General features: G+C 50.8%; 28 protein-coding genes. 6 read left to right on the top strand and 22 right to left on the bottom strand.

What is annotated here, in order from left to right; genetic code table 11:
• Positions 1–35: 35 nt before the first annotated feature.
• Positions 36–323, bottom strand: coding sequence for a metal-sensitive transcriptional regulator (locus QY332_15815; GenBank protein ID WKZ35081.1), 288 nt, complete (start codon positions 321–323; stop codon positions 36–38).
• A gap of 131 nt (positions 324–454) precedes the next feature.
• On the bottom strand, positions 455–1,123 hold the full coding sequence (locus tag QY332_15810; GenBank protein ID WKZ35080.1) for a class I SAM-dependent methyltransferase: 669 nt from the start codon (positions 1,121–1,123) through the stop codon (positions 455–457).
• A gap of 121 nt (positions 1,124–1,244) precedes the next feature.
• On the opposite strand from QY332_15810, the gene QY332_15805 reads away from it, so the two are divergent.
• The 5 genes from QY332_15805 to QY332_15785 all read left to right on the top strand — a co-directional run bounded on the left by QY332_15805 (position 1,245) and on the right by QY332_15785 (position 6,069).
• Entirely contained in the window at positions 1,245–1,805 is a 561-nt protein-coding gene (locus tag QY332_15805; protein ID WKZ35079.1) for a TetR/AcrR family transcriptional regulator, read from the top strand.
• A 113-nt stretch (positions 1,806–1,918) separates the two neighbouring features.
• Positions 1,919–2,107 carry a hypothetical protein gene (locus tag QY332_15800; GenBank protein ID WKZ35078.1) on the top strand — a complete coding sequence of 63 codons (189 nt, stop codon included), beginning with the start codon at positions 1,919–1,921 and terminating at the stop codon, positions 2,105–2,107.
• 260 nt (positions 2,108–2,367) lie between these two features.
• On the top strand, positions 2,368–3,750 hold the full coding sequence (locus QY332_15795; protein ID WKZ35077.1) for a serine hydrolase domain-containing protein: 1,383 nt from the start codon (positions 2,368–2,370) through the stop codon (positions 3,748–3,750).
• On the top strand, positions 3,747–4,835 hold the full coding sequence (locus QY332_15790) for a hypothetical protein (protein WKZ35076.1): 1,089 nt from the start codon (positions 3,747–3,749) through the stop codon (positions 4,833–4,835). Before QY332_15795 ends, QY332_15790 begins: the two co-directional genes overlap by 4 nt.
• A gap of 10 nt (positions 4,836–4,845) precedes the next feature.
• Positions 4,846–6,069 (top strand): glycosyltransferase, encoded by a 1,224-nt coding sequence (locus QY332_15785; protein ID WKZ35075.1) that lies wholly within the window; start codon positions 4,846–4,848, stop codon positions 6,067–6,069.
• A gap of 60 nt (positions 6,070–6,129) precedes the next feature.
• Here QY332_15785 and QY332_15780 read toward each other — a convergent pair whose 3' ends face one another.
• The 15 genes from QY332_15780 to QY332_15710 form a co-directional block, all read right to left on the bottom strand.
• Entirely contained in the window at positions 6,130–7,332 is a 1,203-nt protein-coding gene (locus tag QY332_15780; GenBank protein ID WKZ35074.1) for a hypothetical protein, read from the bottom strand.
• On the bottom strand, positions 7,329–8,345 hold the full coding sequence (locus tag QY332_15775) for a hypothetical protein (protein ID WKZ35073.1): 1,017 nt from the start codon (positions 8,343–8,345) through the stop codon (positions 7,329–7,331). Before QY332_15775 ends, QY332_15780 begins: the two co-directional genes overlap by 4 nt.
• Positions 8,346–8,360: 15 nt before the next feature.
• Positions 8,361–8,777: a pilus assembly protein TadG-related protein gene (locus QY332_15770; GenBank protein WKZ35072.1), complete on the bottom strand. Its 417-nt coding sequence runs from the start codon at positions 8,775–8,777 to the stop codon at positions 8,361–8,363.
• Positions 8,774–9,202, bottom strand: coding sequence for a hypothetical protein (locus QY332_15765; protein ID WKZ35071.1), 429 nt, complete (start codon positions 9,200–9,202; stop codon positions 8,774–8,776). Before QY332_15765 ends, QY332_15770 begins: the two co-directional genes overlap by 4 nt.
• Positions 9,199–9,591 carry a pilus assembly protein gene (locus tag QY332_15760; protein ID WKZ35070.1) on the bottom strand — a complete coding sequence of 131 codons (393 nt, stop codon included), beginning with the start codon at positions 9,589–9,591 and terminating at the stop codon, positions 9,199–9,201. The genes QY332_15765 and QY332_15760 overlap by 4 nt, the downstream gene beginning before the upstream one ends.
• A gap of 2 nt (positions 9,592–9,593) precedes the next feature.
• Positions 9,594–9,773: a hypothetical protein gene (locus QY332_15755; protein WKZ35069.1), complete on the bottom strand. Its 180-nt coding sequence runs from the start codon at positions 9,771–9,773 to the stop codon at positions 9,594–9,596.
• A gap of 214 nt (positions 9,774–9,987) precedes the next feature.
• Positions 9,988–10,659: a hypothetical protein gene (locus QY332_15750; protein ID WKZ35068.1), complete on the bottom strand. Its 672-nt coding sequence runs from the start codon at positions 10,657–10,659 to the stop codon at positions 9,988–9,990.
• 62 nt (positions 10,660–10,721) lie between these two features.
• The gene (locus tag QY332_15745; protein WKZ35067.1) at positions 10,722–11,141 is read right to left on the bottom strand and encodes a hypothetical protein; all 420 of its coding nucleotides are present in this window, start codon (positions 11,139–11,141) and stop codon (positions 10,722–10,724) included.
• 46 nt (positions 11,142–11,187) lie between these two features.
• Positions 11,188–11,751: a DUF333 domain-containing protein gene (locus QY332_15740; GenBank protein WKZ35066.1), complete on the bottom strand. Its 564-nt coding sequence runs from the start codon at positions 11,749–11,751 to the stop codon at positions 11,188–11,190.
• Positions 11,752–11,819: 68 nt separating this feature from the next.
• Positions 11,820–11,987, bottom strand: a complete 168-nt coding sequence (locus tag QY332_15735) for a hypothetical protein (protein ID WKZ35065.1) — start codon at positions 11,985–11,987, stop codon at positions 11,820–11,822.
• A 31-nt stretch (positions 11,988–12,018) separates the two neighbouring features.
• Positions 12,019–12,987 carry an NAD(P)-dependent alcohol dehydrogenase gene (locus QY332_15730; GenBank protein ID WKZ35064.1) on the bottom strand — a complete coding sequence of 323 codons (969 nt, stop codon included), beginning with the start codon at positions 12,985–12,987 and terminating at the stop codon, positions 12,019–12,021.
• Between the two features lie 31 nt (positions 12,988–13,018).
• Complete coding sequence (locus QY332_15725; protein ID WKZ35063.1) at positions 13,019–13,537, bottom strand: GNAT family N-acetyltransferase; 519 nt, start codon at positions 13,535–13,537, stop codon at positions 13,019–13,021.
• A gap of 45 nt (positions 13,538–13,582) precedes the next feature.
• Positions 13,583–14,245 (bottom strand): DUF4395 domain-containing protein, encoded by a 663-nt coding sequence (locus tag QY332_15720; GenBank protein ID WKZ35062.1) that lies wholly within the window; start codon positions 14,243–14,245, stop codon positions 13,583–13,585.
• A gap of 100 nt (positions 14,246–14,345) precedes the next feature.
• Positions 14,346–15,050: a DUF4386 family protein gene (locus QY332_15715; protein ID WKZ35061.1), complete on the bottom strand. Its 705-nt coding sequence runs from the start codon at positions 15,048–15,050 to the stop codon at positions 14,346–14,348.
• Between the two features lie 228 nt (positions 15,051–15,278).
• Positions 15,279–15,677: a DUF6326 family protein gene (locus QY332_15710; GenBank protein ID WKZ35060.1), complete on the bottom strand. Its 399-nt coding sequence runs from the start codon at positions 15,675–15,677 to the stop codon at positions 15,279–15,281.
• A 30-nt stretch (positions 15,678–15,707) separates the two neighbouring features.
• Here QY332_15710 and QY332_15705 point away from each other — a divergent pair, with 30 nt between their 5' ends.
• Complete coding sequence (locus QY332_15705) at positions 15,708–15,962, top strand: hypothetical protein (protein WKZ35059.1); 255 nt, start codon at positions 15,708–15,710, stop codon at positions 15,960–15,962.
• A 128-nt stretch (positions 15,963–16,090) separates the two neighbouring features.
• On the opposite strand, the gene QY332_15700 is transcribed toward QY332_15705, so the two are convergent.
• From QY332_15700 to QY332_15680, 5 genes are all read right to left on the bottom strand, one after another.
• A complete protein-coding gene (locus QY332_15700; GenBank protein WKZ35058.1) occupies positions 16,091–18,898 on the bottom strand; it encodes a LuxR C-terminal-related transcriptional regulator in 2,808 nt (935 codons plus the stop codon).
• A 50-nt stretch (positions 18,899–18,948) separates the two neighbouring features.
• Positions 18,949–19,383, bottom strand: a complete 435-nt coding sequence (locus QY332_15695) for a hypothetical protein (GenBank protein WKZ35057.1) — start codon at positions 19,381–19,383, stop codon at positions 18,949–18,951.
• A 36-nt stretch (positions 19,384–19,419) separates the two neighbouring features.
• Positions 19,420–20,103 carry a DUF4386 domain-containing protein gene (locus QY332_15690; protein WKZ35056.1) on the bottom strand — a complete coding sequence of 228 codons (684 nt, stop codon included), beginning with the start codon at positions 20,101–20,103 and terminating at the stop codon, positions 19,420–19,422.
• Between the two features lie 50 nt (positions 20,104–20,153).
• Positions 20,154–20,837: a DUF6326 family protein gene (locus QY332_15685; protein ID WKZ35055.1), complete on the bottom strand. Its 684-nt coding sequence runs from the start codon at positions 20,835–20,837 to the stop codon at positions 20,154–20,156.
• A gap of 157 nt (positions 20,838–20,994) precedes the next feature.
• Positions 20,995–23,724, bottom strand: a complete 2,730-nt coding sequence (locus tag QY332_15680; protein ID WKZ35054.1) for a LuxR C-terminal-related transcriptional regulator — start codon at positions 23,722–23,724, stop codon at positions 20,995–20,997.
• Between the last annotated feature and the right edge of the window lies 1 nt (position 23,725).

The raw sequence follows: 23,725 nt of genomic DNA, 5'->3' as shown, positions 1-23,725 counted from the left end.
TTTTGGTAATGTCTCACGCCCTAAGGCGCGTTTTTTTATTTGATAAACCGATCCAATGAAAGTTTCAAGTCGCTCATCGCATTTTCGAAATCCCCATCCTTCACCGCGCGAACCATGCAGTGTTTTAGATGGTCTTCAAGGATGATCTGCCCTACCTGGTTGAGCGCGGAACGTACTGCTGCAATTTGCACAAGCACATCCGGGCATTCCGTATCTTCCTCCACCATACGCTTGATGCCGCGCACATGTCCTTCGATGCGTGCCAGTCGTTTGAGTACAGCGTCGTTGCTTTCGTGCTTGTGGGGAGTTTTTGTTTTGCCCATTTTGACTCAACCTTTCAACGGTAACATAATATCGTCCGTATCCCCCCAGGGGGGATACGGACGATATTCTAGTTCAAGGTTTTTTTTATTTCCAGTGACAAACATCACACTTGTGATAGGTGTATATAAAGTTAATGGGTGGGTTTTATCGCCCGTAAAAACCCTATCGTCAAAATGCTTTCATCCAATAACTGGACATTCTCGAAACCTGCTTCTTCCAGTTTCTTTTGCAGGTCTTGAATGCCAAACCGATCTACCCGACCACCGTGAAAGGTCAATGTAGCAAATAGACGGTCATGCAGGGACTTGCTCAAACGCAGCATGTCCGCGATAAAAATACGCCCGCCAGGTTTTAGAACGCGGCGGATCTCCGCAAAACCCTTGACCTGCACCTCATGCGGCAGGTGATGCATCATCAAGCTGGAAGTGACTACATCGAATGAAGCATCTGGATAGGGTAAAGACTCGATCACACCGACGCGGAAATCAATCTCAAGTCCCGCGCGAGCCGCTTTCTTGCTCGCAACGGCGATCATCTCTGGTGCAGGGTCGATCCCTGCAGCCTGACCATTGCTTCCGACACGCTGTTTGGCTGGGATGGTCACGCCACCAGTACCACAGCCAACATCGAGAATCTTTTCACCCAGCTTGAGTTGGGCAAGATCCACTGTCATGGTGCGCAGCTTGCCAGCATGTCCAAGTGTCAGGAGGGTTGTAAAAGCGTCATAGAAAGACGCCCAGCGGATCAAGCGTCCCTCGGTTTGCGCGGGTGTTTCATGCGAGTGAGAATGAGAATGCATTTTGACCTCTTTGTTTTTTTATTGAATTCTAGCGATGGCAGGTCATGGAATCAATCATCAATCCGGGTAGAATGTTCACTACTGGACAAAATCGACAAAATGTTCAGTTCTGGAGAATCAAATGAACGATAAGAACGACCGGCGCAGCCAGCGTACACGCCAACTGATCAGCGATGCCTTTGTGGAGCTATTGCTGGAAAAAGGATATGAGGCGATGTCCATCCGGGATGTGATCGAGCGGGCGAATGTGGGGCGTTCCACGTTCTATTCGCATTTCAGGGACAAGGAAGAATTATTCGTCAGCCAGTTGGACCGGCTGCTCGAAGCGCTCAGCCGTCATCTCCCCCAGGAACACGTCGAGCAGAATCCATTCTTCCCCAGTCTTGGTTTATTCCAGCATATTCAGGAACAACAAAACCTATTTCGTGCGCTGTCATGGACTTCCGGTGTGGATATCCTGACCAAGCACTTGCAAAAATCCATGAGTGAAAAAATCGAGGAGAAATTGCAATCCAGCGGACAGACATATGAAGTCCCGGCGCCTGTCATGGCGAACTTTCTGGCTGGCAGCTTTCTAACTCTGGTCAAATGGTGGTTGGATAATAAAATGCTTTACTCTCCGGAAGAAATGGACGCCATGTACCGCAGCCTGGCATTACCTGAAATTTCCCATCCGGTTTAATTTTTTAGATGCTTATGAAGCGCAGCTTTTTGTTCTGCTGCTCCTTCAGTTGCGGCAACTTGTGTTCCAACGCAAGATACAGTGTTTGTTTGTATTACACCCAAGGCCGGGATATGCTTTTTGCCATCGCCAGCCGTTTTGAGATAAGTGAGAATGAGATCACCACCGATGCCGATTTAACCAACAATGACCTGCTGGATCCCGACATGTTGCTCATCATCCCTGACCGGATTTCAGAGCCCACCATAAAAATAACCATGCCCATTATTTTTGAACAACAGCTAAGTTTCACAAGTCCATAATATGGAAAAGAATCTTGATCCCAAAAAATCATCTTGGTTTTAAGGATAAATTTTCATTATTTTGTGTAAAATTAATTGTTTATTATTTGGCGAGCTGAGAGGAGAAAGATATGGTTTATCGGTACATTCATAATGCAATCAGTTGTCTTGTCGCAGTGGGTTTGATTTTTGCTTCATTTGCTTCGTACAATTTGGTTTCTGCGTCAAACTTCCAACAGGTTGACTACGCAAGCCGTCTTGATACGTTTCTGATAACGCAAATGGAAACCTATAAGATCCCCGGGTTGGCTATTGCCATCGTCCGCAATGGGGAGGTTGAATACCTAAATGGATACGGGGTTGCAAACCCCGATGGCGACCCGGTTACGCCTGATACGCCCTTCCTGCTGGCATCGGTCAGCAAGTCATTCACTGCGCTCGGCATCATGCAACTGGTCGAAGATGGGAAGATTAACCTAGATGACCCGGTGCAAAAATACCTGCCCTGGTTTGATGTAAAAGGCGAAGGCGAATCGGAGATCACAGTGGCGCATTTGGCGTATCAGACCAGCGGCTTCAACGAATATCAAGGCAACGAGATGAACCTGCGCCCGAATACTCCGGATGGGTTGGAAACCGGGGTGCGGGATTTGTCTCGTATCGAACTCAACTTCAAACCAGGCGAAGACTGGGGATATTCCAATATCAATTACAGCCTGCTTGGTTTATTGATCCAGGAAGTGGCGGGACAAAGATACGAAGCCTATATTGAGGAAAATATTTTCACTCCGCTGGGCATGACCCATTCATACACCTCATTGGAAAGCGCCCGGTCAGGGAATGCATCCCGTGGCTATTACCCCATCTTCGGGGTTCCGATGGCACTTGACCAAAACATGCTTTACACAACAGCTACCTTGCCGGCGTTCGGGTTATGGTCAAGCGCGGAAGATATGAGCCGCTATTTGATCGCTCACTTGGATGAAGAATCAGCCATCCTGCTCTCTCCCGAAGGGATAAAGCAGCTCCATACTCCCGGTGCAGAGATCGGACCCGGCTATAGCTACGCTATGGGCTGGTTCCATTCCCCGGCTGCGTTCGACTCCGACTTCCTGCAAACCCTTGGAACAAACATCACCCCTTCGGACGATCAGCAAGTCCTTTGGCATGAGGGCGACTGGAAGGGTTACAAATCTGTTGCGCTCCTGCTTCCCGGGTTGGATTACGGCGTTGTATTATTGATGAATACCAATGACCCTACCATCGCATCGGTCTATCGGGATTTTGCATGGGATGTGACCCTGATAGCGCACGGCGCTGATGCTTACTACTTCGCCCCCAGCGAAGATTTCGTCGTCCGTTATTCCCGTCCGATTTTCAGCGGATTGACGCTACTTCTACTGGGTGGGTTGGTGTGGTATCTCCGTCAGTGGAAACGTCCAATGTCCAAAAACAATGCTTGGGGAAAGTTGATCAGCCTACTGATCAACTTGGGCTTGTTAGCTTTTATACATTTAAAATTGTTACCCGAGAACAACACCAGCATCATGGCGTTACTTAACAGGGCGCCAGATCTTGGCACTCTTACCATCCTTGTTACCCTGCTTTCTGGTGCCTGGGTCATAGTGAGTGTATGGATGCTTGTGAGGACCCAGCCAAAATGAAAAATACAAACGTCATCACCAACCTCGACCAGATCACCACCGAGTGGCTGACCTCCGTCCTCACCCAAAGCAGAGCATTAACCCAAGGTGCGGTGCAATCATTCGAATTCGGCACAGGTCAGGGCAACTGGTCCACAAGCGCGAACCTGAAAGTGACGTATACCGAAGACGCACAAGGGGCATTGCCGGGACATCTCTTCCTCAAAATGGTGGATACCGATTTGGGGGACGGTGAGTTCTTTAGCGACTCGGAAGTCGCCTACTATACCCGAGATTATGTGGATGTGAAGAATGCTCCCATGTTGCGCTGTTATGGCGCTGCGTATTCACAGGAGCTCAATCGTTATCACCTTTTGTTGGAGGATGTTTCTGAAACGCACATTGAAGCCTACGACAAAAAACCGACACTCGAATATGGTCTGGCGCTTGCCGAGGGATTGGCGATCCTGCATGCCCGTTGGTGGGGAAAGGCTCGGTTGGAAGTGGCAGGCACGAGTGGGCATGATGCGCAGCACATCCGAAACTTTGTTGAGATCGCTGAACCGGGCGCGGGGCACATCCTTGAACATTTTTCTGCGGAACTAAAACCGCATTGGGCGGATCTTCTGCACGAACTATACGCCAAACATCCATTGGTATTGATCGAACGATCCAGAGACTTGAATGGTTTTACCTTTATCCACGGCGATGTTGGTTCATCGAATGTGCTTGTGCCGCGAGATGGTGATCGTCCGCTTTATATCATTGACCGCCAGCCCTTCAATTGGAGCCTGACCACCTGGCTGGGAGTCTATGATCTCGCCTATGCCATCGTGCTGGATTGGGATGTGGAATTGCGCAGGCAATATGAAATGCCAATTCTCAGGCGGTATCATGAAACGCTTATCCAAAACGGGGTTTCCAACTACACATGGGAGCGACTGTTGGATGATTACCGTTTGTGCGTTGTAATGGGTGTCTATATTGCCACAGAATACTGTCGTGGAGGAATCAATGAACGCTGGACGCACGTCTGGCTGCCCATGTTACAAAGATCATTGACGGCTTGTGATGATCTGGATTGCCAGGCACTATGGAAGGTATGATCTAGTTGCCATGCATATCTCCATTCTTGCCCTAGGTTCCCGTGGTGACATTCAGCCTTATGCCATACTTGGCAGCGGGTTGAAATCCGCAGGGCATCAAGTCCGCTTTATTACATTTGAGAGTTTTGCTTCCTTAATTGCTGAACTGGGTTTGGATTTTCAACCCATCCCTGGAGATGCACAGGCAGTGGTGGCAGATGGCGGGGCAAATATGTTGGGGCTGGTGCGTTCTTTCACCGGCCTCGCAAAAGGATATGCACGAAGCCTATCTGATCCGCATTTGGGTGAAACAGACCTCATCATCAATCAACTGCCCGGCGGTTTGTATGGATTTGATCTGGCAGAAAAATACAACCTGCCGATGATGCTGGCGTCTGTCATTCCGTTGGCTCGAACAAATACCATGCCGTTAATGGGTTTTCCACCCCTGCCTCTGCCCGGATACAACCGAATGACCTATTCTGTGGGGGAGAGGGTTTTGTGGCAGATATTTCGTTCGGTGATCAATGAATGGCGCACACAAACTCTTAAACTTCCACCTCTCCCTCTCAAAGGATATTTTGAACAACTGGGAACTCAGAAAATCCCAATTCTGAATGGATTCAGTGAACACGTCGTACCGCGTCCTGCCGATTGGAATGAGCATATTCACATTACTGGCTATTGGTTCGCTGAAGAGAAACACTGGGAGCCTCCCAATGACCTGCTGGATTTCCTGAATGCCGGCAAGCCGCCTGTATTTATTGGATTTGGAAGTATGCCGATCAAGAATCCGCGCCGTACTACGGAGATTATTTTGGAAGCCTTGAAGCGAAGTGGACAACGCGGCATTCTCCACTCGGGCTGGGGAGGGCTGGGGAACATATCCCTGCCAGAGAATGTATTTAAGATCGAATATGCCCCATATAGTTGGTTATTTCCACACATGTCCATGATCTTTCATCATGGTGGTTCTGGCACGACCGCCTATGCACTCCGCTCAGGCGTGCCCTCTTGTGTGATTCCATTTGTGTTCGATCAGTTTTATTGGGGAAAACTGAGTGCAGAATTAGGCGTTGGACCTCATCCCATTCCGTTTAAAAGGATGTCCATCGAGCGTTTACGAAACACGATTGATCTTGGGGTTCATGATCTGTCTCTACGGAACTGGGCAACTGCTCTCAGAGAAAAGATCATCCATGAAAACGGGATTATCAATGCGCTAAAGACCATCGAAACTCACTACACACGATGACAGAAAGGTATGCATGTAAGGAATGCATACCTTTCTGTTGTAATAAGGTTTCGGAGGAATTTATTGCCCCGGCCAGCCAATCTGTCCCTGCCCTTCACGCACTGCCCAATAGATGATTCCGCCCCAATTCCAGGAGCGCTGGTATTGTGGGCTGCTGATACTGCCGGCATCATCCATGCGCCGCAGGGTTAGGTTGGTATCCCAGTATGCGTCCGGCGTGCCATCATTGTTGATATCCGCCATTCTCGCGGCAGGTAGATTTGCCACTGCTGACGGGGGAATCTCGCCTCCGCTGGACTGGGTTTTCCATTCATAACCAGTGATGCCACGATGTCCGGTTCCGCCCCCGCAGTTGTAATTTCCGTTGCCATTCGGACCGGCAAGACAGCCCTCGATGGCTTCATACTCCTGATAACGCAACTCCCAGAACAACTTGTACGGAGCGCGTCCGTTTCCGACGAACAGGGGCATGTCTCCGGGGAGTTCATCCAGTCCACTGACACTGCCTGCGAGGGTGGTCGCTCCGACAGCCGGATGGGATGGTACTTCCCATTGAATGGTTTGGCTTGCGCCATTGGATAACATCAGGTCTCCAATCAGAGGCAGAGTCACAAACATGGGACCAGCAGGTCGCAAGGTCAGGATCAGGCGTAGATTTTGCCAGTCGCCCACCTGTGGATGACTGGGCGATCCGCCGCCATTGGGAATGTAGTTCACGCCACCTGATCCGGAGGATTCAGGCATACCGCCATTGCGGACAACGGTAGGCCAGCGAACAAGAGTCGCAGGATAGGGGCGCACATCCAGATAGATCTCGGGAAACGTAACACGCGCACTTACGTTCCAGCCGCTGTTGGCACAGGTAATACCGCCAGCCGTCACAGAGAACGATGTACAGGGATGTTGAGGCGGCGTGGTATTGGGCAGTTCACAAGGCATGACTGCCGGCTGCTCGATGATATGCAGGACCTGCCCGGTGCAGTTATCCACCCGGATGGGAAACACCTTGCAGGAACTGCTTTCCGAATAATATTCAACGACCTGGAATGCCAGATGATTGCCGGGTGTGCAAGCGCCACCGCCATTGTTGTTATTGTTATTTCCACCGCCTTCCTCTCCGCCTCCTTCATTTCCTCCACCTGTTGTGCAAATGATGCTTCCATCCGGTTGAAAGGAACAGGATGGGGCAGACTGTGCCAGGACGGATAAAGGTTGAACGGAGATCAGGACGATCAGCAGAAGAAATAGACTGGCGCGTTTCATGGCGCGGCTCCCGATAACACGGAGAGGATATACTGCTTCTCGTTTTCATCCGTGAGAGACTGCCAGTTTTCCGGCAGCGTTTGCATGTCAAGATGATAAGTGTTACTCAGCCACTTGGCATCCCAAGGCTGGGAGTCGTATAAGGTCGCCACGGTTAGACGGTCGCTGGCATTTTCCTTTGCATTAGTGATCTCCAACTTGGGTTCCGTCTGTGTTCCCAACCAAACCCACTGTCCATCACCCAAATACCCAAAGAGCAGGAAGGAGCGCATGGGTGTGGCGGGCGCAGTGTAGATGTGATTATTCACTGCATAGAGGATGTGAGTATTCTCGGCATCCTCCACCACCAGACAGATTACCGGATATTCACCGCCCCAAATCTCCACACGATTGCCTTTCACAGAGGATGTCTCGAAACAGCCGCGTAGTCCATATGCTACCGCCGCTTTGCCATTGGCATTCAGACGCCATTCCTTGAAATCGGGATTGGGTGGGATGAAACTGACTGGCACATCCACAAGATCATTTGCATCCTTGGGAAGGGTGACGGTTTCCATCTGTCGCATGGGCATTTCGCTAAACCCAAGTAGTTCTGTGGCTTCAGCGCGACTATATCCTTCACGGATTGCCAGTGCCCATGCAATGGTTTTCTCCAAGCCTTGATATACACAAGCCGGCTGGATGATTTGGTAATTCTCGCTGATCATGGTCGGTGTGAAGGACCACTCCGACGAATCCGTTGGACAGCCAAACGAATCCACAGCTCCCGATGGGCCGGTCACAATGGTTTCCGTTGCCACTGGCTCCATCGTCTGTGTTGGGAGGGTGACTGCTTCCGGAGTTGCTTGTACACGGCTCATCAACAGATATCGATTCAATCCTGCCATCCCTCCAGCCATTAAAAGCAGGAGCAGGATCAGCCCGGTGACAACGGTGTAAATGCGGGGTTGCCGTTTCCCGGCAAGGTCTTTATAGGTCAATCCATCCAGGATTGTTTTCCAAAGGGATTTCATTCTTCTCCAAAAAAATTATTGATCTTCGCGGGTCACGCCATGCGCCAGATATCCAATGGCGCGCACGGTCACCCAGCGGGCGGGGAACAAGTACCCCGCCGATTGAACTTGAGCAGTGACATAACAGGCAGGGCGCCCTTGATGTCGTCCACAGGAGACCGAGGTAAGGTGCGCGGACCCCGGTCGCTGTGAATTGAAGTAAGTAGCGGCGATCCCGTTGCCAGCAGTAGTGGCGGTGATGGTCCCATCCGGCAAGACTGTGATCTCCTGTGCGCCGGCATGAGCAGCAAGGTCTGCGGCTGCCACGGTCTCCATTACGCGCGCGTTGGTCACCATGTAATCGAGGATGCCCAAAAGAAAGAGCGACATGATGGGCATCAGGATGGCGAACAAGGCAACAGATTGTCCGCGCTCGTTAAGTTTGATCTTCATCGCCACTTTGCCTTCCAGGTCTCCGAGCGCGAGATGAACCACTCGCTGTTCCATCCGCTTTGACTCAAACCAAACAAACCATCGAATAAGGTTGGCGCTTGAAACGAGACCAGACACTGACCTGGCTCTCCCGGTCCACCGGGCGGCGAGACCTGCACCCGATATTGCACACCCGCCGTGGCGGACCAGTCCGCATTCAGGGTTTGCCAGGCGACATTCACCGCATTGTTTCGGGCGCGTGCCGGATCAGGCGATTGCGACAGGAACTGTGAGCAGGCATAGGCAGCGGCGGTCGCTGCGGTGCGGGCTCGATGTGTGGGTATCCAAGCCAGCAGACCAAATGCCATGATGACTGCCAACATGGCGAACAAGGCGGTCTCTGCCAGAGCTTGTCCGCGTTCGCCTATTCGATGACGTGCTTTCATTCGAACCCTCCCGAAGGGGGCGGACCGGGATAGAAACGCCACAGGCGAAAGTTGGTCTCTGCGCGTTGAGCTTCGATCAGTTGGATGCCAAAGATCCAATTACGTGAGTCCTCCACGCTGATCAGCGAACGTACCTGACGTGGGCCGGTCTGACCGGCATTTATGCGATCTGCCAGGTCGGGCCATAAAACATTGTCACGGGCGTGTTCGGTGGCGGGTGTGTTGTATGAACCTGAAGCAACGCCCGTGATGAACACGCCCCAGTCCGTGGCAGCGGATCGGAAGGCATAGAACGCGGCGAAGGTCATGCCGAACATAAGCAGAATTAGAATCGGCATGACCAGGGCGAACTCTGCCATCGTCTGCCCCTTTTCCTTCCAGCGGAACATCTCTATCCGCCTCGCGCCATGCGCAGAGCTTCGATACCGGCTTCGAAGGCGGCGATCAGTTCATTGCGATAGCGGGCGATCACAGCGATGGCAACCACGCCGATGGCACCCAGAATCAGGGCGTATTCGGCAAAGTCCTGACCATCCTCTTCGCGGATGAAGCGTTTGTACAAATTGAACATGTGTATCTCCTTTTTGAAATGAAAATCGGCTGATAGTTCAACTATCAGCCGACATGATAAGGAGTCACGGGAAGGGGTATGGGAGCGGTGTCGTTTCATATCCCCAGGATCAACTATTCAACAACCTACATTCATGTTGGAAAGTGCATTAATTCAACGAATCGTATTCTGATATGTCTATTATGGGGATAGCAGACCTATAGACCTGCCTCTTTCACTGCAAAGACTCCATCAATAACCCCACTCCCATAAGCACAATGCCGAAGTTCTTGATGACCATGCTAATGATGAAGATGGTCAACACTGCGGAAGAAACATGATTCATGAAATATATTTTTGCAGGCATGCCGATCAACATCGCGGCAATAACGATCAATCCGCCTGCAATGCCATAAGGACTTCGGATGCTGACGAAAAGTATTGTCAGGGCGGTGGAGAATCCGAAGCCGCCGATCAGCCCGCCAAAGAGGGCGCCGAGTCCTTTCAAGAAACCCGCCTGCGTCAGCGCGGTGTAATCATGGATCGTCGGATGAATCTGGATGCTGTTGGCGAAATTGATGGTGACGTAACTCCAAAATACTCTTTCCAATATGTACAGGATGCCGATGAGCATGGCAATCAGCGCAATGGACTTGTGGTATTTCAGCCAGCTTCCATAGAGACCCACAGTAAGCATGGCGATGGAGAGGATCAAAAAAGGTTCGCCGAAATAACCCGCGATCGTGTACGGCGCAGCGTAGATGGGCGCCGGGTTCAAAGCGTACTTTCTGGACTGGAGGGAAGAGATGAACCAATCCCCAATCCCGTGCATGTCCGATACCAGGGTGGCGGCGGTCGCTAAAAAGAATGCTCCCAGCGCGCCTATGAACAACATTTTGTTTTCCATGTGAAATTCCTCTCGCGTTTCCTTGACCATGCCGTGGCTTATTCTGCCTGGGACAACAATGACTACACAGGGAATTTTTGGAACAAGACGCTCAGTAAAGAGATCAGGTAACACAGAGTAACGATCACAAAGGCTGACAACATCCCGTATTGGAGACCCGGGTACAGCGAACCTTGCGGGTAGATCACCTGGAATGCCACCCTGGTGATCCACAAAACACAGGTTGCGGCGAGCACCACGATGATCGAATACCTGTTTGACTTGTCTCCATAAACCAATAGGATGTTCACAACGCCAAACAATACCAGGGATAGGGAAAAGAATGCGTTGATCGCCCGGACAGCGGCTACCAATTCTGTCGCACCGCTGGCGATGTAGGAATACCACTTCCAGGCTTGGGGTACGAAAAAGTGCCATACCCCAAAGCCAATGGAAGCGCTGCTGCCAATCATTACCAAAATCTTAACGAGCGAATTTGTCATCGTATCCATTCCTGTTGGCAAACATCAAACGGTTCACGTTCGATAATCACTCTTCAACCTCGATGCGATCTACGAGAATCTGCGAGCTGTTGTAGTCAGGCACGTTGCTCACTAATGTTCCATAAATATGGACAACCTTGCCGCTGTCACGCAACGCCTCGATCTGGGACTTTACCGCCGGGTCCATTGAATCGATACCAAAGTAGATGATCTGTCCCAAGTCCTGCCGCTCGAAGTAATCATCATACTGCGCGCCGGGCTCTGTACTCTTGATGACGCCCCACCAGTCTACGATCTCTTCCGTTGCGCCGGGCGGCATGGAACTGCCCGGGTTGGTTCCTCCTGCATCGCCTCCACTGGCGTCTACGGTTGCCTCAGCGACAGCGGGACCACACTCTCCGCGGTAATAAGCCCACTCGTCACAGACGCTTCCATCGGGAAAGATGCATACTCCGCTTTGACTGCCATCGGGCGCGGTGCGAATTTCGAGTTTGTTCCCGTTCTGCTCACAATAGACCGAGGCGGGATTTGGCAACCCCGCCTGAGTCTGGGGCGACGCGCAGGCTGTCAGCGCCATCAAAATGATTGTGAATATAATGATCCTTTTCATTTTTTCCTTCTTTCTGTTGTCCTTGATTTTTGAAAACTCTATTTTTCTTTGGTCTCTCGCGACTTTACCTATGTCAGGATCACGCCGAAAATCGTCGCAAAACGGAAACTGATTTCCCAGTCCACGGCGCTTTCTCCATGCCCGATGAAGTTCCATAGAAACGTCACGAGCGCGACGGTGACGAGGGTCACTGCGAAGACGGTTCCAAATTCAACGACCAGTTTCTTGATGTTCATTTTTTTTCTCCTTGTCAACAGCGTACACTTGTCAGATTTTGGCATTATGTTCTACTGTAATGACGACGTTTCCCTTTTTGTGTCCCTGTTCCACATACCTGTGCGCCTCGGACATCTGTTCCAATGGGTAGCACCTATCGATGACCGGACTGACCTTCCCCGCCTCAATCAACTCGATGAGGAAGACAAGGTCTTTGATCTTTTCACTTGCGGACCTCAATCCTGCCGCCACAAATCCAACTTTTTTGCCTCTGCGTTTGGCAGGCAATATCGCGTTCAGTATCCCCATCGGCGTTGGGACTGTTGTCAGAAAAATGCCTTCATCCGTCAACGAGTCTTTGCACTTTGAAACCGAACATTTGCCTACCGTGTCAAAAATAATGTCATAGGTCTTGCCGTTTTCGGTAAAATCCTCCTGGGTGTAATCGATCACCTGATCGACTCCCAAAGATTTGACCCATTCCAAATTCGATGTACTGCATACCCCGGTCACCTTAGCCCCGTAATACTTGGCAAGCTGTATCGCCGCAGCGCCAACCGATCCGGAAGCGCCATAAATCAGCACGGTCTGCCCACTCTGGATCTTGCCTTTATCTCTCAGGAAAGGCAACGCGGTTAATGCCCCATTCGGGACGCTGGCGGCTTCTGCGTAGCTCAGATTGACCGGCTTGATGGCTAACGCCCCGCTCTCAGGCATACATTTGTATTCTGCATACGCGCCAAACATGTCGAAACCAAATACCTGGTCGCCGGGTTTGAAGCGGGTCACATCTCTGCCGATAGCTTCGATCTCCCCAGCCAATTCCTGCCCCAGGATCGGATTTCTGGGCTTCAGGAATCCATTAAATCCCGGGGAAGCCCGCATGTCTGGGTCTTCTTTTACGACGGTTGTCGCGAATATTTTTATCAGGACTTCATTCACTTTCGGAATGGGCTTTTCCATCTCCTGAAGTTGAAGAACCTCGGGCGGACCAAATTTTGTGTAAACAATTGCTTTCATGTCATGCTCCAGGATTACTTTTCAAGTTAGGTTATATTTTCAATGCATATATATTATGAAGATATATTTGACCTCGAAATTCAGTTTTCTCTTCACCCACTTTAATAAATCTTAGTTTTTCCAAGAGTTTTATGCAGTTTTTATTTTTAATGTATACAATCGCATTTATTCTTTCCACCTTCATCTTATGTCTTGCAAATTCAATGATCGCTTCTATAGCTTCCAGCATATAGCCCTTGCCATTGTATTGTTCCATTAACTCAAAACCAATTTCTACTTCTTTATTGTCAGGATTCCACAAATGATAACCACATGTTCCAAGTTTTGTATTTGTAGTTTTATCAATTAAGACCCATCTATTTTGCTTTCTTGGCTCAACCATAGTATAGAAATCAATTAATTCATCTGCTTGAGATATACTCGTCATAGGGTCTTCATCATATTGATACTTAGTAATAAAATCATTCTGATACTCTTCAAAAATGAAATCCCTATCACTTTGATCAATGCACTTTAATATCAATCGCTTTGTTTCAATATCTATAAACATTTTTTCTCCTGATAACTTTTGTATAAGAAAGCGGGCTAACAATATTTATATTGAAAAAAAAGATTTCACGATAGCCCACAAGTCAGTCGGTTTTGCGCTAAAACTATTGTTAAACAAGATCGCTGCTGCTATCACATAAGCGAAAGATCCAATCAAAACGCCTTTTTGCAGTAACGACGTTTTCTGAATCTCTTGTTTTGCCTTGACATCACAAATTTCACCCTGGCAGTATTGCGTTTTTTCTTTATGAAACATTGGATAAAATTTACATCCCAAACAAATGCCGAACACAGCTTCAAAGAATAAGAAAAACAGGCAGATTTGACAGATGATCCCGGTAATGAAGCTGGTTGAATTCATTACTACCAACAGCAGGAATATGATCGTGGCTAGCACCAGACCGATCTTCCAGGCAAATTTTTTTGGGGCCGCGCCGACATATTCGGGGGTTTGACCGCCAACGATCAACCTCCCGATTATTAATGAAGGAGAATACTTGGGACTGATCAATACCCGTATGATGAAATCTGTCAGGAAGATCGTGTTAACAAACTTGATCAGAAAATAATTCTCATTAAATATAACCAACATCCAGGCCAGGAACATAAAAAAATAGAGTATCCCTGCCGAAGCTCTTATTTCCCGCTCGTTTAAAACGGGGATGTTATAACCTTCCACAGTTTCCCCAAATTGTTTTGCTTTATTCATTTTTTCTCTCCTTTTCATGCCATTGTTCTTTTCTTTTCAAAATTAGAGAGGTTGAGAGTCAACCTCTCCAATACTCTTGTTTGCTGTTGAAACTTGAAGTCTAGATGTTTGTTGTGCTGTGGCGCGACATGAACGCATCTGTTTTTTGCGCCACCGTGCTTCGGTTGCTGCGCAGCATGGCGATCCCCAGCCAGACGAACCAGATGATCTGACCCAGGCCGAACACAGCGACTAAAGCGTTCAGCGCTGGGATGATCGTGATGATGCCCACCGCGCCGACCAACACGCCAAGGATGTTCAGCCCCTTGGGAAGCCCGCCTGTCCGCATCGCCGCCAGGCTGACCAACAGCGTCAAAGGTCCGCCGAGGATTTCGCCATTAGCGTTGCCCAGCCCGTTTGTGATGGACTCAATTGCCTGAAAGGTCAACGCGGCCTGGGTCGGGTCTTTGGCGTAGAGCGCGACGATAGTAGCGAGTCCCGCATTTGCAGCCATGCCGCTGGCAATGAGCGAGCCAGCCCAGATGATTCCGATCGCCGTAGCCACCTGCATGAGCACCGGTGCGCCGGACTTCAAGCGGTCATACAACGCCAGCGACAGGACGATCAGCGCAAAGCCAAAGAACACGTACATGAGCAGGTTGGTCGAGAAGATGACCGTCTGTTTTTCGATGTTCATGGCGAGCTTTTGAGCCGGGTCGCTGATACTGAGAACATCCAAGATGACGATAAAGATAACGATTCCGATCGAGTGGGCAGCTGCCATATAAAGGGCGGCGATACCGCCAGATTTCTGCAAGGTATTCATGTTTGCTCCTTTTATTAGCTTTCAAAACCACTGCCTATGGCAGTGGTGCCATGAAAAGGTTCTACCGTGGTAGTAATTCATGGAGAAATAATGGTGGCTTCATTATCAACACGAGTGATAGATAGGACTGGTTGCGACGGATTGAAGACTCTTTATCTTGAGTTCAACATGGCTAGAACGTTCGCCAAAAGCCACCGCCTATGGCGGTGGTAGTTTACTTTGAATAGGTTAGGCTTCGACGTTGCGCCAGGTCCATGCAAACCAGACAATCAGCAACAGACAGAGAGTCTCGACTGTGGCGATGAAAACGTAGTGGGGATACGACGCCATGCCGCCCCAGATATAAGCAATGGTGACGATGCCCACGACGATATTGACCCAGCGATTGAGACCATACTTCAACACGCGGGACAGGATGATCATGGCAATGGCGAGTTGTCCCAGGATCGCGCCGATCAACATCAGTTGGGGAATCGATGCGCCCGTGCTGGTGGAGGTTCTTGCCACTTCTTCCGCCGCGTCGGGGATGTTCAGTGACAGGATATCCGCTTTCAGCATGTTGAACATGACCACGATCCATAGGGTCGAGAGCAGGACTTTCATGTCTATCTTATTAATGGAATTCATTTTTGTTTCTCCTTGTTTTGAATGATATGGATGAGTTTCGTCGAATTGGACCTGATTGACCGAGATCAATGGCAAACCCAAATCGCGCACTTTTTTGAGCAAACCATGCAGGGCCGCTTGATCAGCTACAAGTCCAGAAAGAAGCGTGTCGCCAATGTCTTCCAGCGTGATGGTCAGGTTCTCAAACCGGTCAGCCCAATGGGCATCCAGGTGGCCCTTAAGGCGAATTTCGTATTGCTGAGCGGTCGAAGTCGGTTTGTCAATCATTTGTTGGCTCATGGTTGATCTGCCCATAAGATACCGTTTGAGGTGGTGAGACGTCATCACCACATGATGTGATTGAGGTGGTGATTGAGTGGAAAATAAAAACTCCAGCGGCGAGGCTGGAGTCGGGTTGGAGAAGTTTCAGGCAACTAGAACAGATCGAGTTCTTCGGCGCGGCGGACAGCCGCCCGACGGTTGTTGACCCCCAGCTTGTTGAAAATATTTTTGGTGTGTGTACGCAAGGTGTTGAGCGACACGATTAATACTTCGGCGATTTCGGGTCCGCTCAATTCGGTTCGGAGAAGTCGAAGCACTTCCACTTCACGCTCGCTCAAAGGTTCAACGATTTCAGATTTTTGATTTTTGATTTTCGATTTCGGGGCGGTTGCTGCCGGTTGTGTAAAGGCAGACAGAAGTTTGCCGGCATAACCGCTCATAGGATGATCTCGATTGCGCGATTGTATTTCGACCAACAACCGCATCGCTTCGCCTTTATCCACAAAGATGCGGACATAACCCTCTGGCTCAGCCAGAGACAAGGCACGTTCCAGCGAGGCGAGAGCGCACGGCTGGTCACCCTGCGCTTGATGAGCGAGCGATTGCAGTATCAGGATTTCAATCACGCTCCCATTCCGTTCGCCTGTTTCTGCGGCTTGCAAGAGGCGCGCCAGCAGGCTCAGTGCCGCCTGAAGATCGCCAGGTGCCCGATCAGTTTTGTATCGGGCAATGAGTGCCCGAACCAGTGTGAAATGGTCAAACTCGCGCATGAAGCTCAACTCATCATCTGGGGATAGGTCCTGTTCGCGCACCCACGCAAAGGCTTCGTTCAATCGCCCCTGCCTAACCCACATCCGCGCCTTCAACGCCGCGACAGAAGGATCGGGAAGCGGATTCCTGACATATTGACGCTCTGCCTCATCCAACAAGACGAGCGCCCCAGCCAGATCGCCATGCGATTCTTTCAAGCGCGCCTGAGCAACGCATAGACGCTGCGTCCAGCCGGTTGTCGCGCCTCGCTCGCCCATCTGCTGGGCTGTTAACAAGTGCTGTGCCGCGGCTTCCAGCTCGTTCTGCTCACAAAGCAGTTCGCCGAGACCTCGGTACAGATCAGATACGCCGATAAAGAATGGCGCACCACGATTCGCCGCAAGTTGCAGTGACTGCTGATAAGCACTGACAGCCTCACGCAGACGGCCCTGAACCAGCTTAATGTTTGCCAGGGCAAAAGTGATGCCAATAGCGCTGGCGAGGTCGTTGACCTGCCACATCAGCGCCTGAAACTTGAGGAGTTCCTGCTCCGCTGCCTGCAAGTCGCCGCTGGCATATTCGGCTATTCCCAGTAATGCCGTACCCTGAGTGTGATGGGGTGAAGTATCCTCAGTGACAAGCGCCAGTGTTTGACGGGCGTACATTTTTGTGCCGGGTATATCACCCAAAGCCAGGGCGCGATAGGCGCGGGCGGCAGCGATCGAGGCAGGCAATGACCGAAATTCCACTTCGTCCACAACGATCATTTTGCGGCGGAGTTTATCCTGAGGATAGTCGACACTTGCACCTGGCGCATGTGCAGGTGAGGACTCAAGACCAGTCTTGACTGACGAATCCTCTGCCTGCATACCTGCCGGTTCCAGCCAGCGCTCGGCATCCCGCAAGCGGGCTTCGCTCGCCTCCAACTCCCCGGAACCCAACAACGCCCAAGCATAGCCCACACTAATCACCGGATGGGCGTAAACAAGATCTTCGGGCAGTGCTTTCACCCAGCCTAGCCATGTAACATGTTGGTAATTGAGATCCATCGGCAGCCAGACCCGTTCGATCAAGTCTGCCGCTCGCTCGAAATCTTTAGATGCCAGCGCATGACGGATGGCATCAGCCGATAGATTATTCTGTTCAAACCAAATACTCGCCCGCCGATGAAGCTCAGATATCCGATCAGATTGCGCCTCTTGCAAGTACGCTTGCAGAACCTCGGCAAAAAGGTGGTGATAGCGATACCACTGGCGCTGGTCATCAAGCGGAATGACGAACAGGTTGTCTCGCTCCAGGGTTTCCAGCATCTCTTTGCTGTCTTCCCGATCAGTAACAGCATTGCATAGAGAGGCGCAAAGTCTGTCGAGAATCGTAGTTTGCATTAAGAAACTGCGGATCTGTTCCGGCTGACGATGAAGAACCTCTTCGACAAGATAGTCGAGTACGTACCGGTGGCTGCCGGTGAACGCCTGGATAAAACTGGCGGCGTCTGATCGCCCCTGCATGGAGAGCGCGGCCAATTGCAGTCCAGCGATCCAACCTTCGGTGCGGGACTCCAATGCGGCGACATCTTCATCAGAGAGATTGAGTCCCATCATACGGTTGAGGAACTCAGTCGCTTCTGAGGGGGTGAACTGCAAGTCTGCGGCGCGCAATTCTGTCAGTTGACCGCGAACGCGTAGACGAGCCAGCGGCAGGGCTGGGTCTTCGCGCGTGGCAATGACCAGGTGCATCTGCGGCGGCGGTTGCTCGACCAGAAAGGCGAGAGTGGCGTCCACAGGTTTGGAATCAATTACATGATAGTCGTCGAGGATGAGGAGAAAGGAATCGGGGATGGAAGAAATTTCGTTGAGCAGAGTCGTCAGAGCCATTTCGACTTGTGGCTGCTGGTGCGATTGAAGAGTTGATAAAACTCCCTCGCCAAGTCCCGCCTTAATGGTCTGCAATGCCGCGATCAGGTACGTGATGAAGCGGACAGGGTCGTTGTCCCCTTCGTCCAGTGATAACCAGGCGACTGGCCTGCCACAATCAGTAATCCAATCGCTGACCAATGTGGTCTTGCCGAAGCCGGCCGAAGCGGAGATGAGCGTCAGCCTGCAACCCATCGCCAACCCATCGTTCAGCCGCTCAATCAAGCGCGGACGTGGAACGATGTTGGGACGGGGCGGGGGAATGTACAGTTTGGTAGCCAAAACTGGCGCGGGCATATTGGTTATTATACAGCAAGGGAATTTCCCTGATTATTGATAATAGCATCTTATGTTTGTCGCTTGAATATAGAATAACCACACAAACCAATGCCCACAACGTAAAGCATGCTCTGAAGGACATTCACCTGCCAGCGTCCATGCCCAATGTATGAGGAAGCGAGAAATGCCATCACTTCGATGAATCCGATCACGAAGACCAGCGTCCAGAAAGCCGATTTTTCACCGGCGACCAGATTCTTACGAATAAGCGGCCACGTAAGCACCGAAACCATCAGTGAGCAGGAGTTGTACAGGATCGTAAAGCAATTGAGCGCGGCGATGGTTTTGGCGCCAAGCCCCGCAATTTCAGCCTCTGAAAAAGAAGCCACTTGCAGGATCGGGGAATTCTGTTTGAGGACGATGACATAGCACAATATGATAAAGGCGAGAATGAAGTTGATGCCGCACCATATTGAAAGGACTGTCGAACCTTTTTTCAACATTTTATTTTTTCCTTGTGATGGGTGGTCAACCTTAACTCAGGCAGATTTCTGCTCTTTTGCGCCCTTTATCAAAAGCCACAAAGTAAGCCCAAATTCCGCAATGAAGCCGAGTGGATAGCTTACATAGGTGATGGCTGTGAAGCCTGGGAAGAGGAAAGACTGAAAGAAAGTCGACATCCAGGTAAAACAATGAACCATCAGCACGATACCCAAAATTTTGGGAAGGAAGCCCGACTTGAAGACTAAATAGCCAAGCGGAAAGAGCCAGGCGCCATAGAATAGCTGGGCGACTGTAAACCCTTTTTCGCGTAAATCGAGAAAGAACATTGCCAGAGATTGCAATTGATCCGACTGGAAACCGTTCAAGGTATCGGGACCATTCATCAGCAACTGGCTGGCAAACAGAAAAAGATCGCTGGAACATTGAATGGCGACACCGCCCAGGTTTAATAATAAGAATAGGAGAGCAAGGTTCTTATTGACTGGTTTGAGTAAAACATAGAGAGCCCAGGCGGTCAAAAAGAAAAGCGCAGCAGCGAGTAGATCACCTACAACAGTGATAGTGAATAACCCTTCATGAGCTATGATATTACTGACTGTTGCGGCAGCATCCCCAGGCACAATAAAGCTGCCGCGCCACACGTCACTGATGATATGAGTTACCATGTAAATGAGATACAGGAACCCTGCCATTCTTGCGTTCTTATTGATTGAATTCATTTTTGTCTCCTTTTAGCAATACATGCAATGAGTCTTGATCGAGCGCCATGTTATTCAGGTTTCACTTCAGCGGTAGTCCACTTCCAGGAATACCAGATAATTAGCAATATGCATGCAACTTCCACTGTTGCAAATAACACATAATACAAACCGTGCCCGCCTATAACGATATGTACAATCATGTAGGCACCAATGATGATGGTTACCCAGCGATTTACTTTGTAGCTCAATACCCAGGACAGCATGACCGGGGAAATTGAAGTTATCATTAATATTGCACCCGCCAGCAAACCACCCGCAGGCAATGGAGCTCCCGCCATTACTTCGCGGATCGGAGACGTGGGATCCAGTAAAGAAACAATATCCGCGTAAACCATAAGCAATACTACAAATATCCATAGCAATGAAAGTTTTACCCTTGGATCTATTCCGATAGTCGATTTGTTTGTGTTCATTTTTTTCTCCTTATTTGAACGATATGGATGAGTTTCATCGAGTTGGACTTGAACGACCGAGATCAAGGGCATTCCCAGATCACGCACTTTTTTGAGCAACCCATGCAGCGCGGACTGGTCAACTATTGGACCGGTTAGAAGCGTATCGCCGTCCTTGTCCAGCGTGATGGTCAAGCCCTCAAACCAGTCTGTCCATTGACTACCCAAATGCCCCTTGATTCTGATCTGATAGACCACGGGTTGACCTGGAGTCGGTTTTGATTCGAGTTCGTTTGACATCACCTTGTACCTGTTGTGGCCGGTCATTACAGTCCGTGCCACTTGTTCAATGTACAAAGATAATATCCCCCACACAGTGTTAACGAACAGACACTTTAGTGTTGGTTACAGGTGTTGTTTTCAGTTATTGAGAAGAAATGTTGGGGAAAATAGATACTTACAGCAAACCCAGTTCGCGGGCGCGGGCGATGGCTTCGGTGCGGCTTTGAACTTGCAGTTTATCAAAAATTTTGCGGTTATGCCCTTTGATCGTGTCCAGGGCGAGGAAAAGCCTCTCGCCAATCTCACGATTCGATAGTCCCTGGGCGATGAGTTGTAGTATTTTTAACTCGCGTTGGCTCAATGGGTCAATAAGGAGATTGGCAGAGGGTAGAGCAGGTTTGTCTTCGCCTTTCCGCTTCTCAGCTTCAAATCCTGCCAGTAGCTTGTCTGTGTAGTCTGGCATGATTTCACGCGCGGAAACTTCGCGAAGCAGTTGTATCATGCTTGAGCCTTCGTCAAGGAACATGCGGACGTAGCCCTCCGGCTCGGCCAACGCAAGGGCATGTTGCAAAGGCAAGAGAGCAGCAGGCAGGTCACCTTGCGCGTGATAAGCAAACGCCTGCAATACCAAAATTTCAACCACACTACCCTTCCTCCCGCCTTCTTCCGCTGCTTTCAACAGACGCTCCAACAGCCCTACTACCCCGGAAATGGAGCCATCTGCACGGTCGCTCTGATAGCGAGCCAGGAGCACCCTGGCAAGGGTGATGTGATCGAACTCGTGCAGGTAGCTAAGATCGTTTTCAACGGACAGTCCCTGCTGGCGCGCCCACCCCAGGGCTTCACCCAACCGGCCTTGCGCCAGCCACACCCGCACCTTCCTCGTCGCGACCGGGCGCACATTCGGGGAGAAGTTGCCATCGTATACGCGCTCAGCCTCCTCGAGCAGTTGAATCGCGCCATCCAAATCCCCCTGCGCTTGTCGCATGCGTGCCATCGCTGCGCGCCAGCGATACGGGTTTTGCGGTAACCCGGCAAGATCACCCATAGACTGGCTTTTGAGCAGGCACTGCGTGGCGGCTTTCAGATCATTATGTTCATAGTGAAGGGTGCTCATGCCCACATACATATCTGCCGCTCCCCGCAGAACTGGCGCGCCCGGCTCCATCGCCCATTGCAATGCTCGCTCATAGGTTGTCATTGCCTCGTGGAGACAGCCTTGCGCGATCTGGACATCCGCCAGAACGATGGAGCAGCCAATGGCGGAAGAGATATACCCGGCCCGCCGCACATTCGCCATGCCATCGGCAGTCATCCGGAAGGCGGTGTCGAGATCCCCGCTCGCCCATGCGACGAGACCCAGCTGCGATGCGGCCCCACCAAGCATCAGATGGGCATCCTCAGGTGCGAGATTGAGCACCCGTCGAGCGTTTTTTGCGGTCTCAGGCATATCGCCCCGGGCCAGTGCGTGCGCGGCACGGAGAAGGGCGATCATACTCGGCAGACGGCGAAATTCCTCTTCATCCACGACAACCATCCCCACCGCCGGGGCTTCCGGTCGTTCGCGTGTGCCGCCCGTCGTATCCAGCCACCGTTCGGCGTCCCGCAGTCGGGCCTCAACAGCCCCTAGCTCGCCGCCAGCAAATAATGCGTAAGCATAGTCAACGCAGAGCACTGGCCTGAAGCGGATCAGCTCGTCGGGTAGCGCCTTTAACCAGCCAAGCTCCTTGACTGTGGCTCCCTGTCTATTCCTGCGCATTTCTGGGACTGCCAGTTCGACCAAGGTCGCCGCTCGCTCGAAATCCTCGGCAGCCAGCGCGTGGCGGATGGCATCGGATCGCAGGCCGTTCTGTTCATACCACTCACTCGCGCGCCGGTGCAGGGCAGATACCTGATCGGGCTGCTCCGCCATCAAGTGCATACGAAGGACATCGGCAAAAAGATGGTGATAGCGATACCAGTTGCGCTTGTCATCCAGCGGAATGACAAAGAAGTTGCCTCGCTGTAGGACTTCCAATTGCACGTTGCCATCCTCTTTACCAGTGACGGCATCACACAGCGAACCATTCAACTGGTTGAGAATAGCGGTTTGCAGTAAGAAGTTGCGCACATGTTTAGGCTGGCGTTGCAGAACCTCTTCGACCAGATAGTCCACGATGTAGCGGTGGTCTCCAGCGAATTCTTGAATGAACCCAGAAACGTCCTTGCTGCCTTGCATGGAAAGCGCAGCTAATTGAAGTCCAGCAATCCAACCTTCGGTGCGGGCTTCCAGCGCGGCGATGTTTTCCGTCGAGAGGTTCAGGCCCATCATCTGGTTGAGAAATTCGGCGGCTTCGGAGGGGGTAAAACGCAAATCAGTGGCGCGCAGTTCGGTCAATTGGCCCCGGGCGCGTAATCGGGATAGAGGTAGCTGTGGATCCTCACGGGTGGCGATGACCAAGTGCATCTGTGGTGGCAGATGCTCAAGCAGAAAGGTGAGTGCGTTGTCTACTGGTTTGGAATCAATAATGTGATAGTCATCAAGGACGAGGACGAAATTGTCCGGGATGGTGGTGATTTCATTTAGCAGGGTTGTCAGAATCGATTCAATTGGCGGTAGTTGAGGGGATTGAAGCGCGCCCAATACCCGTGCTCCAATATTTTCCGCAAGCGTCTGCAAAGCAGCGATGAGGTATGTTAGAAAGCGTGTGGAATCATTATCGCCTTCATCCAATGATAGCCACGCAACTGACCTCCCACAATGCGTAATCCATTCGCTGACCAGCGTGGTTTTCCCAAAGCCGGCAGATGCGGAGATGAGCGTTAATCTGCGCCCTTTTGCCAGGCCATTATCCAATCGCTCGATCAGACGCGGACGCAGGACAATGCCAGGTCGGGGCGGAGGAATATACAGTTTCGTCGCCAAA

Source organism: Anaerolineales bacterium (assembly GCA_030583885.1).
Taxonomy (GTDB): Bacteria; Chloroflexota; Anaerolineae; order Anaerolineales; family Villigracilaceae; genus Villigracilis.
Note: the sequence above shows the minus strand (reverse complement) of the source record. Positions and strands in the feature narration are given on the sequence as shown.

Bases quoted from the DNA above. Each gene is read 5' to 3' on its own strand.
- QY332_15750 (WKZ35068.1), bottom strand. From the start codon at position 10,659: ATGGAAAACAAAATGTTGTTCATAGGCGCGCTGGGAGCATTCTTTTTA.
- QY332_15695 (WKZ35057.1), bottom strand. From the start codon at position 19,383: ATGTTGAAAAAAGGTTCGACAGTCCTTTCAATATGGTGCGGCATCAAC.
- QY332_15725 (WKZ35063.1), bottom strand. From the start codon at position 13,537: ATGTTTATAGATATTGAAACAAAGCGATTGATATTAAAGTGCATTGAT.
- QY332_15770 (WKZ35072.1), bottom strand. From the start codon at position 8,777: ATGAAGATCAAACTTAACGAGCGCGGACAATCTGTTGCCTTGTTCGCC.
- QY332_15780 (WKZ35074.1), bottom strand. From the start codon at position 7,332: ATGAAACGCGCCAGTCTATTTCTTCTGCTGATCGTCCTGATCTCCGTT.
- QY332_15700 (WKZ35058.1), bottom strand. From the start codon at position 18,898: ATGCCCGCGCCAGTTTTGGCTACCAAACTGTACATTCCCCCGCCCCGT.
- QY332_15765 (WKZ35071.1), bottom strand. From the start codon at position 9,202: ATGAAAGCACGTCATCGAATAGGCGAACGCGGACAAGCTCTGGCAGAG.
- QY332_15745 (WKZ35067.1), bottom strand. From the start codon at position 11,141: ATGACAAATTCGCTCGTTAAGATTTTGGTAATGATTGGCAGCAGCGCT.
- QY332_15790 (WKZ35076.1), top strand. From the start codon at position 3,747: ATGAAAAATACAAACGTCATCACCAACCTCGACCAGATCACCACCGAG.
- QY332_15730 (WKZ35064.1), bottom strand. From the start codon at position 12,987: ATGAAAGCAATTGTTTACACAAAATTTGGTCCGCCCGAGGTTCTTCAA.
- QY332_15705 (WKZ35059.1), top strand. From the start codon at position 15,708: ATGAGTTTCGTCGAATTGGACCTGATTGACCGAGATCAATGGCAAACC.
- QY332_15760 (WKZ35070.1), bottom strand. From the start codon at position 9,591: ATGTTCCGCTGGAAGGAAAAGGGGCAGACGATGGCAGAGTTCGCCCTG.
- QY332_15755 (WKZ35069.1), bottom strand. From the start codon at position 9,773: ATGTTCAATTTGTACAAACGCTTCATCCGCGAAGAGGATGGTCAGGAC.
- QY332_15740 (WKZ35066.1), bottom strand. From the start codon at position 11,751: ATGAAAAGGATCATTATATTCACAATCATTTTGATGGCGCTGACAGCC.
- QY332_15795 (WKZ35077.1), top strand. From the start codon at position 2,368: ATGGAAACCTATAAGATCCCCGGGTTGGCTATTGCCATCGTCCGCAAT.
- QY332_15735 (WKZ35065.1), bottom strand. From the start codon at position 11,987: ATGAACATCAAGAAACTGGTCGTTGAATTTGGAACCGTCTTCGCAGTG.
- QY332_15815 (WKZ35081.1), bottom strand. From the start codon at position 323: ATGGGCAAAACAAAAACTCCCCACAAGCACGAAAGCAACGACGCTGTA.
- QY332_15715 (WKZ35061.1), bottom strand. From the start codon at position 15,050: ATGAATACCTTGCAGAAATCTGGCGGTATCGCCGCCCTTTATATGGCA.
- QY332_15710 (WKZ35060.1), bottom strand. From the start codon at position 15,677: ATGAATTCCATTAATAAGATAGACATGAAAGTCCTGCTCTCGACCCTA.
- QY332_15775 (WKZ35073.1), bottom strand. From the start codon at position 8,345: ATGAAATCCCTTTGGAAAACAATCCTGGATGGATTGACCTATAAAGAC.
- QY332_15685 (WKZ35055.1), bottom strand. From the start codon at position 20,837: ATGTCAAACGAACTCGAATCAAAACCGACTCCAGGTCAACCCGTGGTC.
- QY332_15690 (WKZ35056.1), bottom strand. From the start codon at position 20,103: ATGAATTCAATCAATAAGAACGCAAGAATGGCAGGGTTCCTGTATCTC.
- QY332_15810 (WKZ35080.1), bottom strand. From the start codon at position 1,123: ATGCATTCTCATTCTCACTCGCATGAAACACCCGCGCAAACCGAGGGA.
- QY332_15720 (WKZ35062.1), bottom strand. From the start codon at position 14,245: ATGAATAAAGCAAAACAATTTGGGGAAACTGTGGAAGGTTATAACATC.
- QY332_15805 (WKZ35079.1), top strand. From the start codon at position 1,245: ATGAACGATAAGAACGACCGGCGCAGCCAGCGTACACGCCAACTGATC.
- QY332_15800 (WKZ35078.1), top strand. From the start codon at position 1,919: ATGCTTTTTGCCATCGCCAGCCGTTTTGAGATAAGTGAGAATGAGATC.
- QY332_15785 (WKZ35075.1), top strand. From the start codon at position 4,846: ATGCATATCTCCATTCTTGCCCTAGGTTCCCGTGGTGACATTCAGCCT.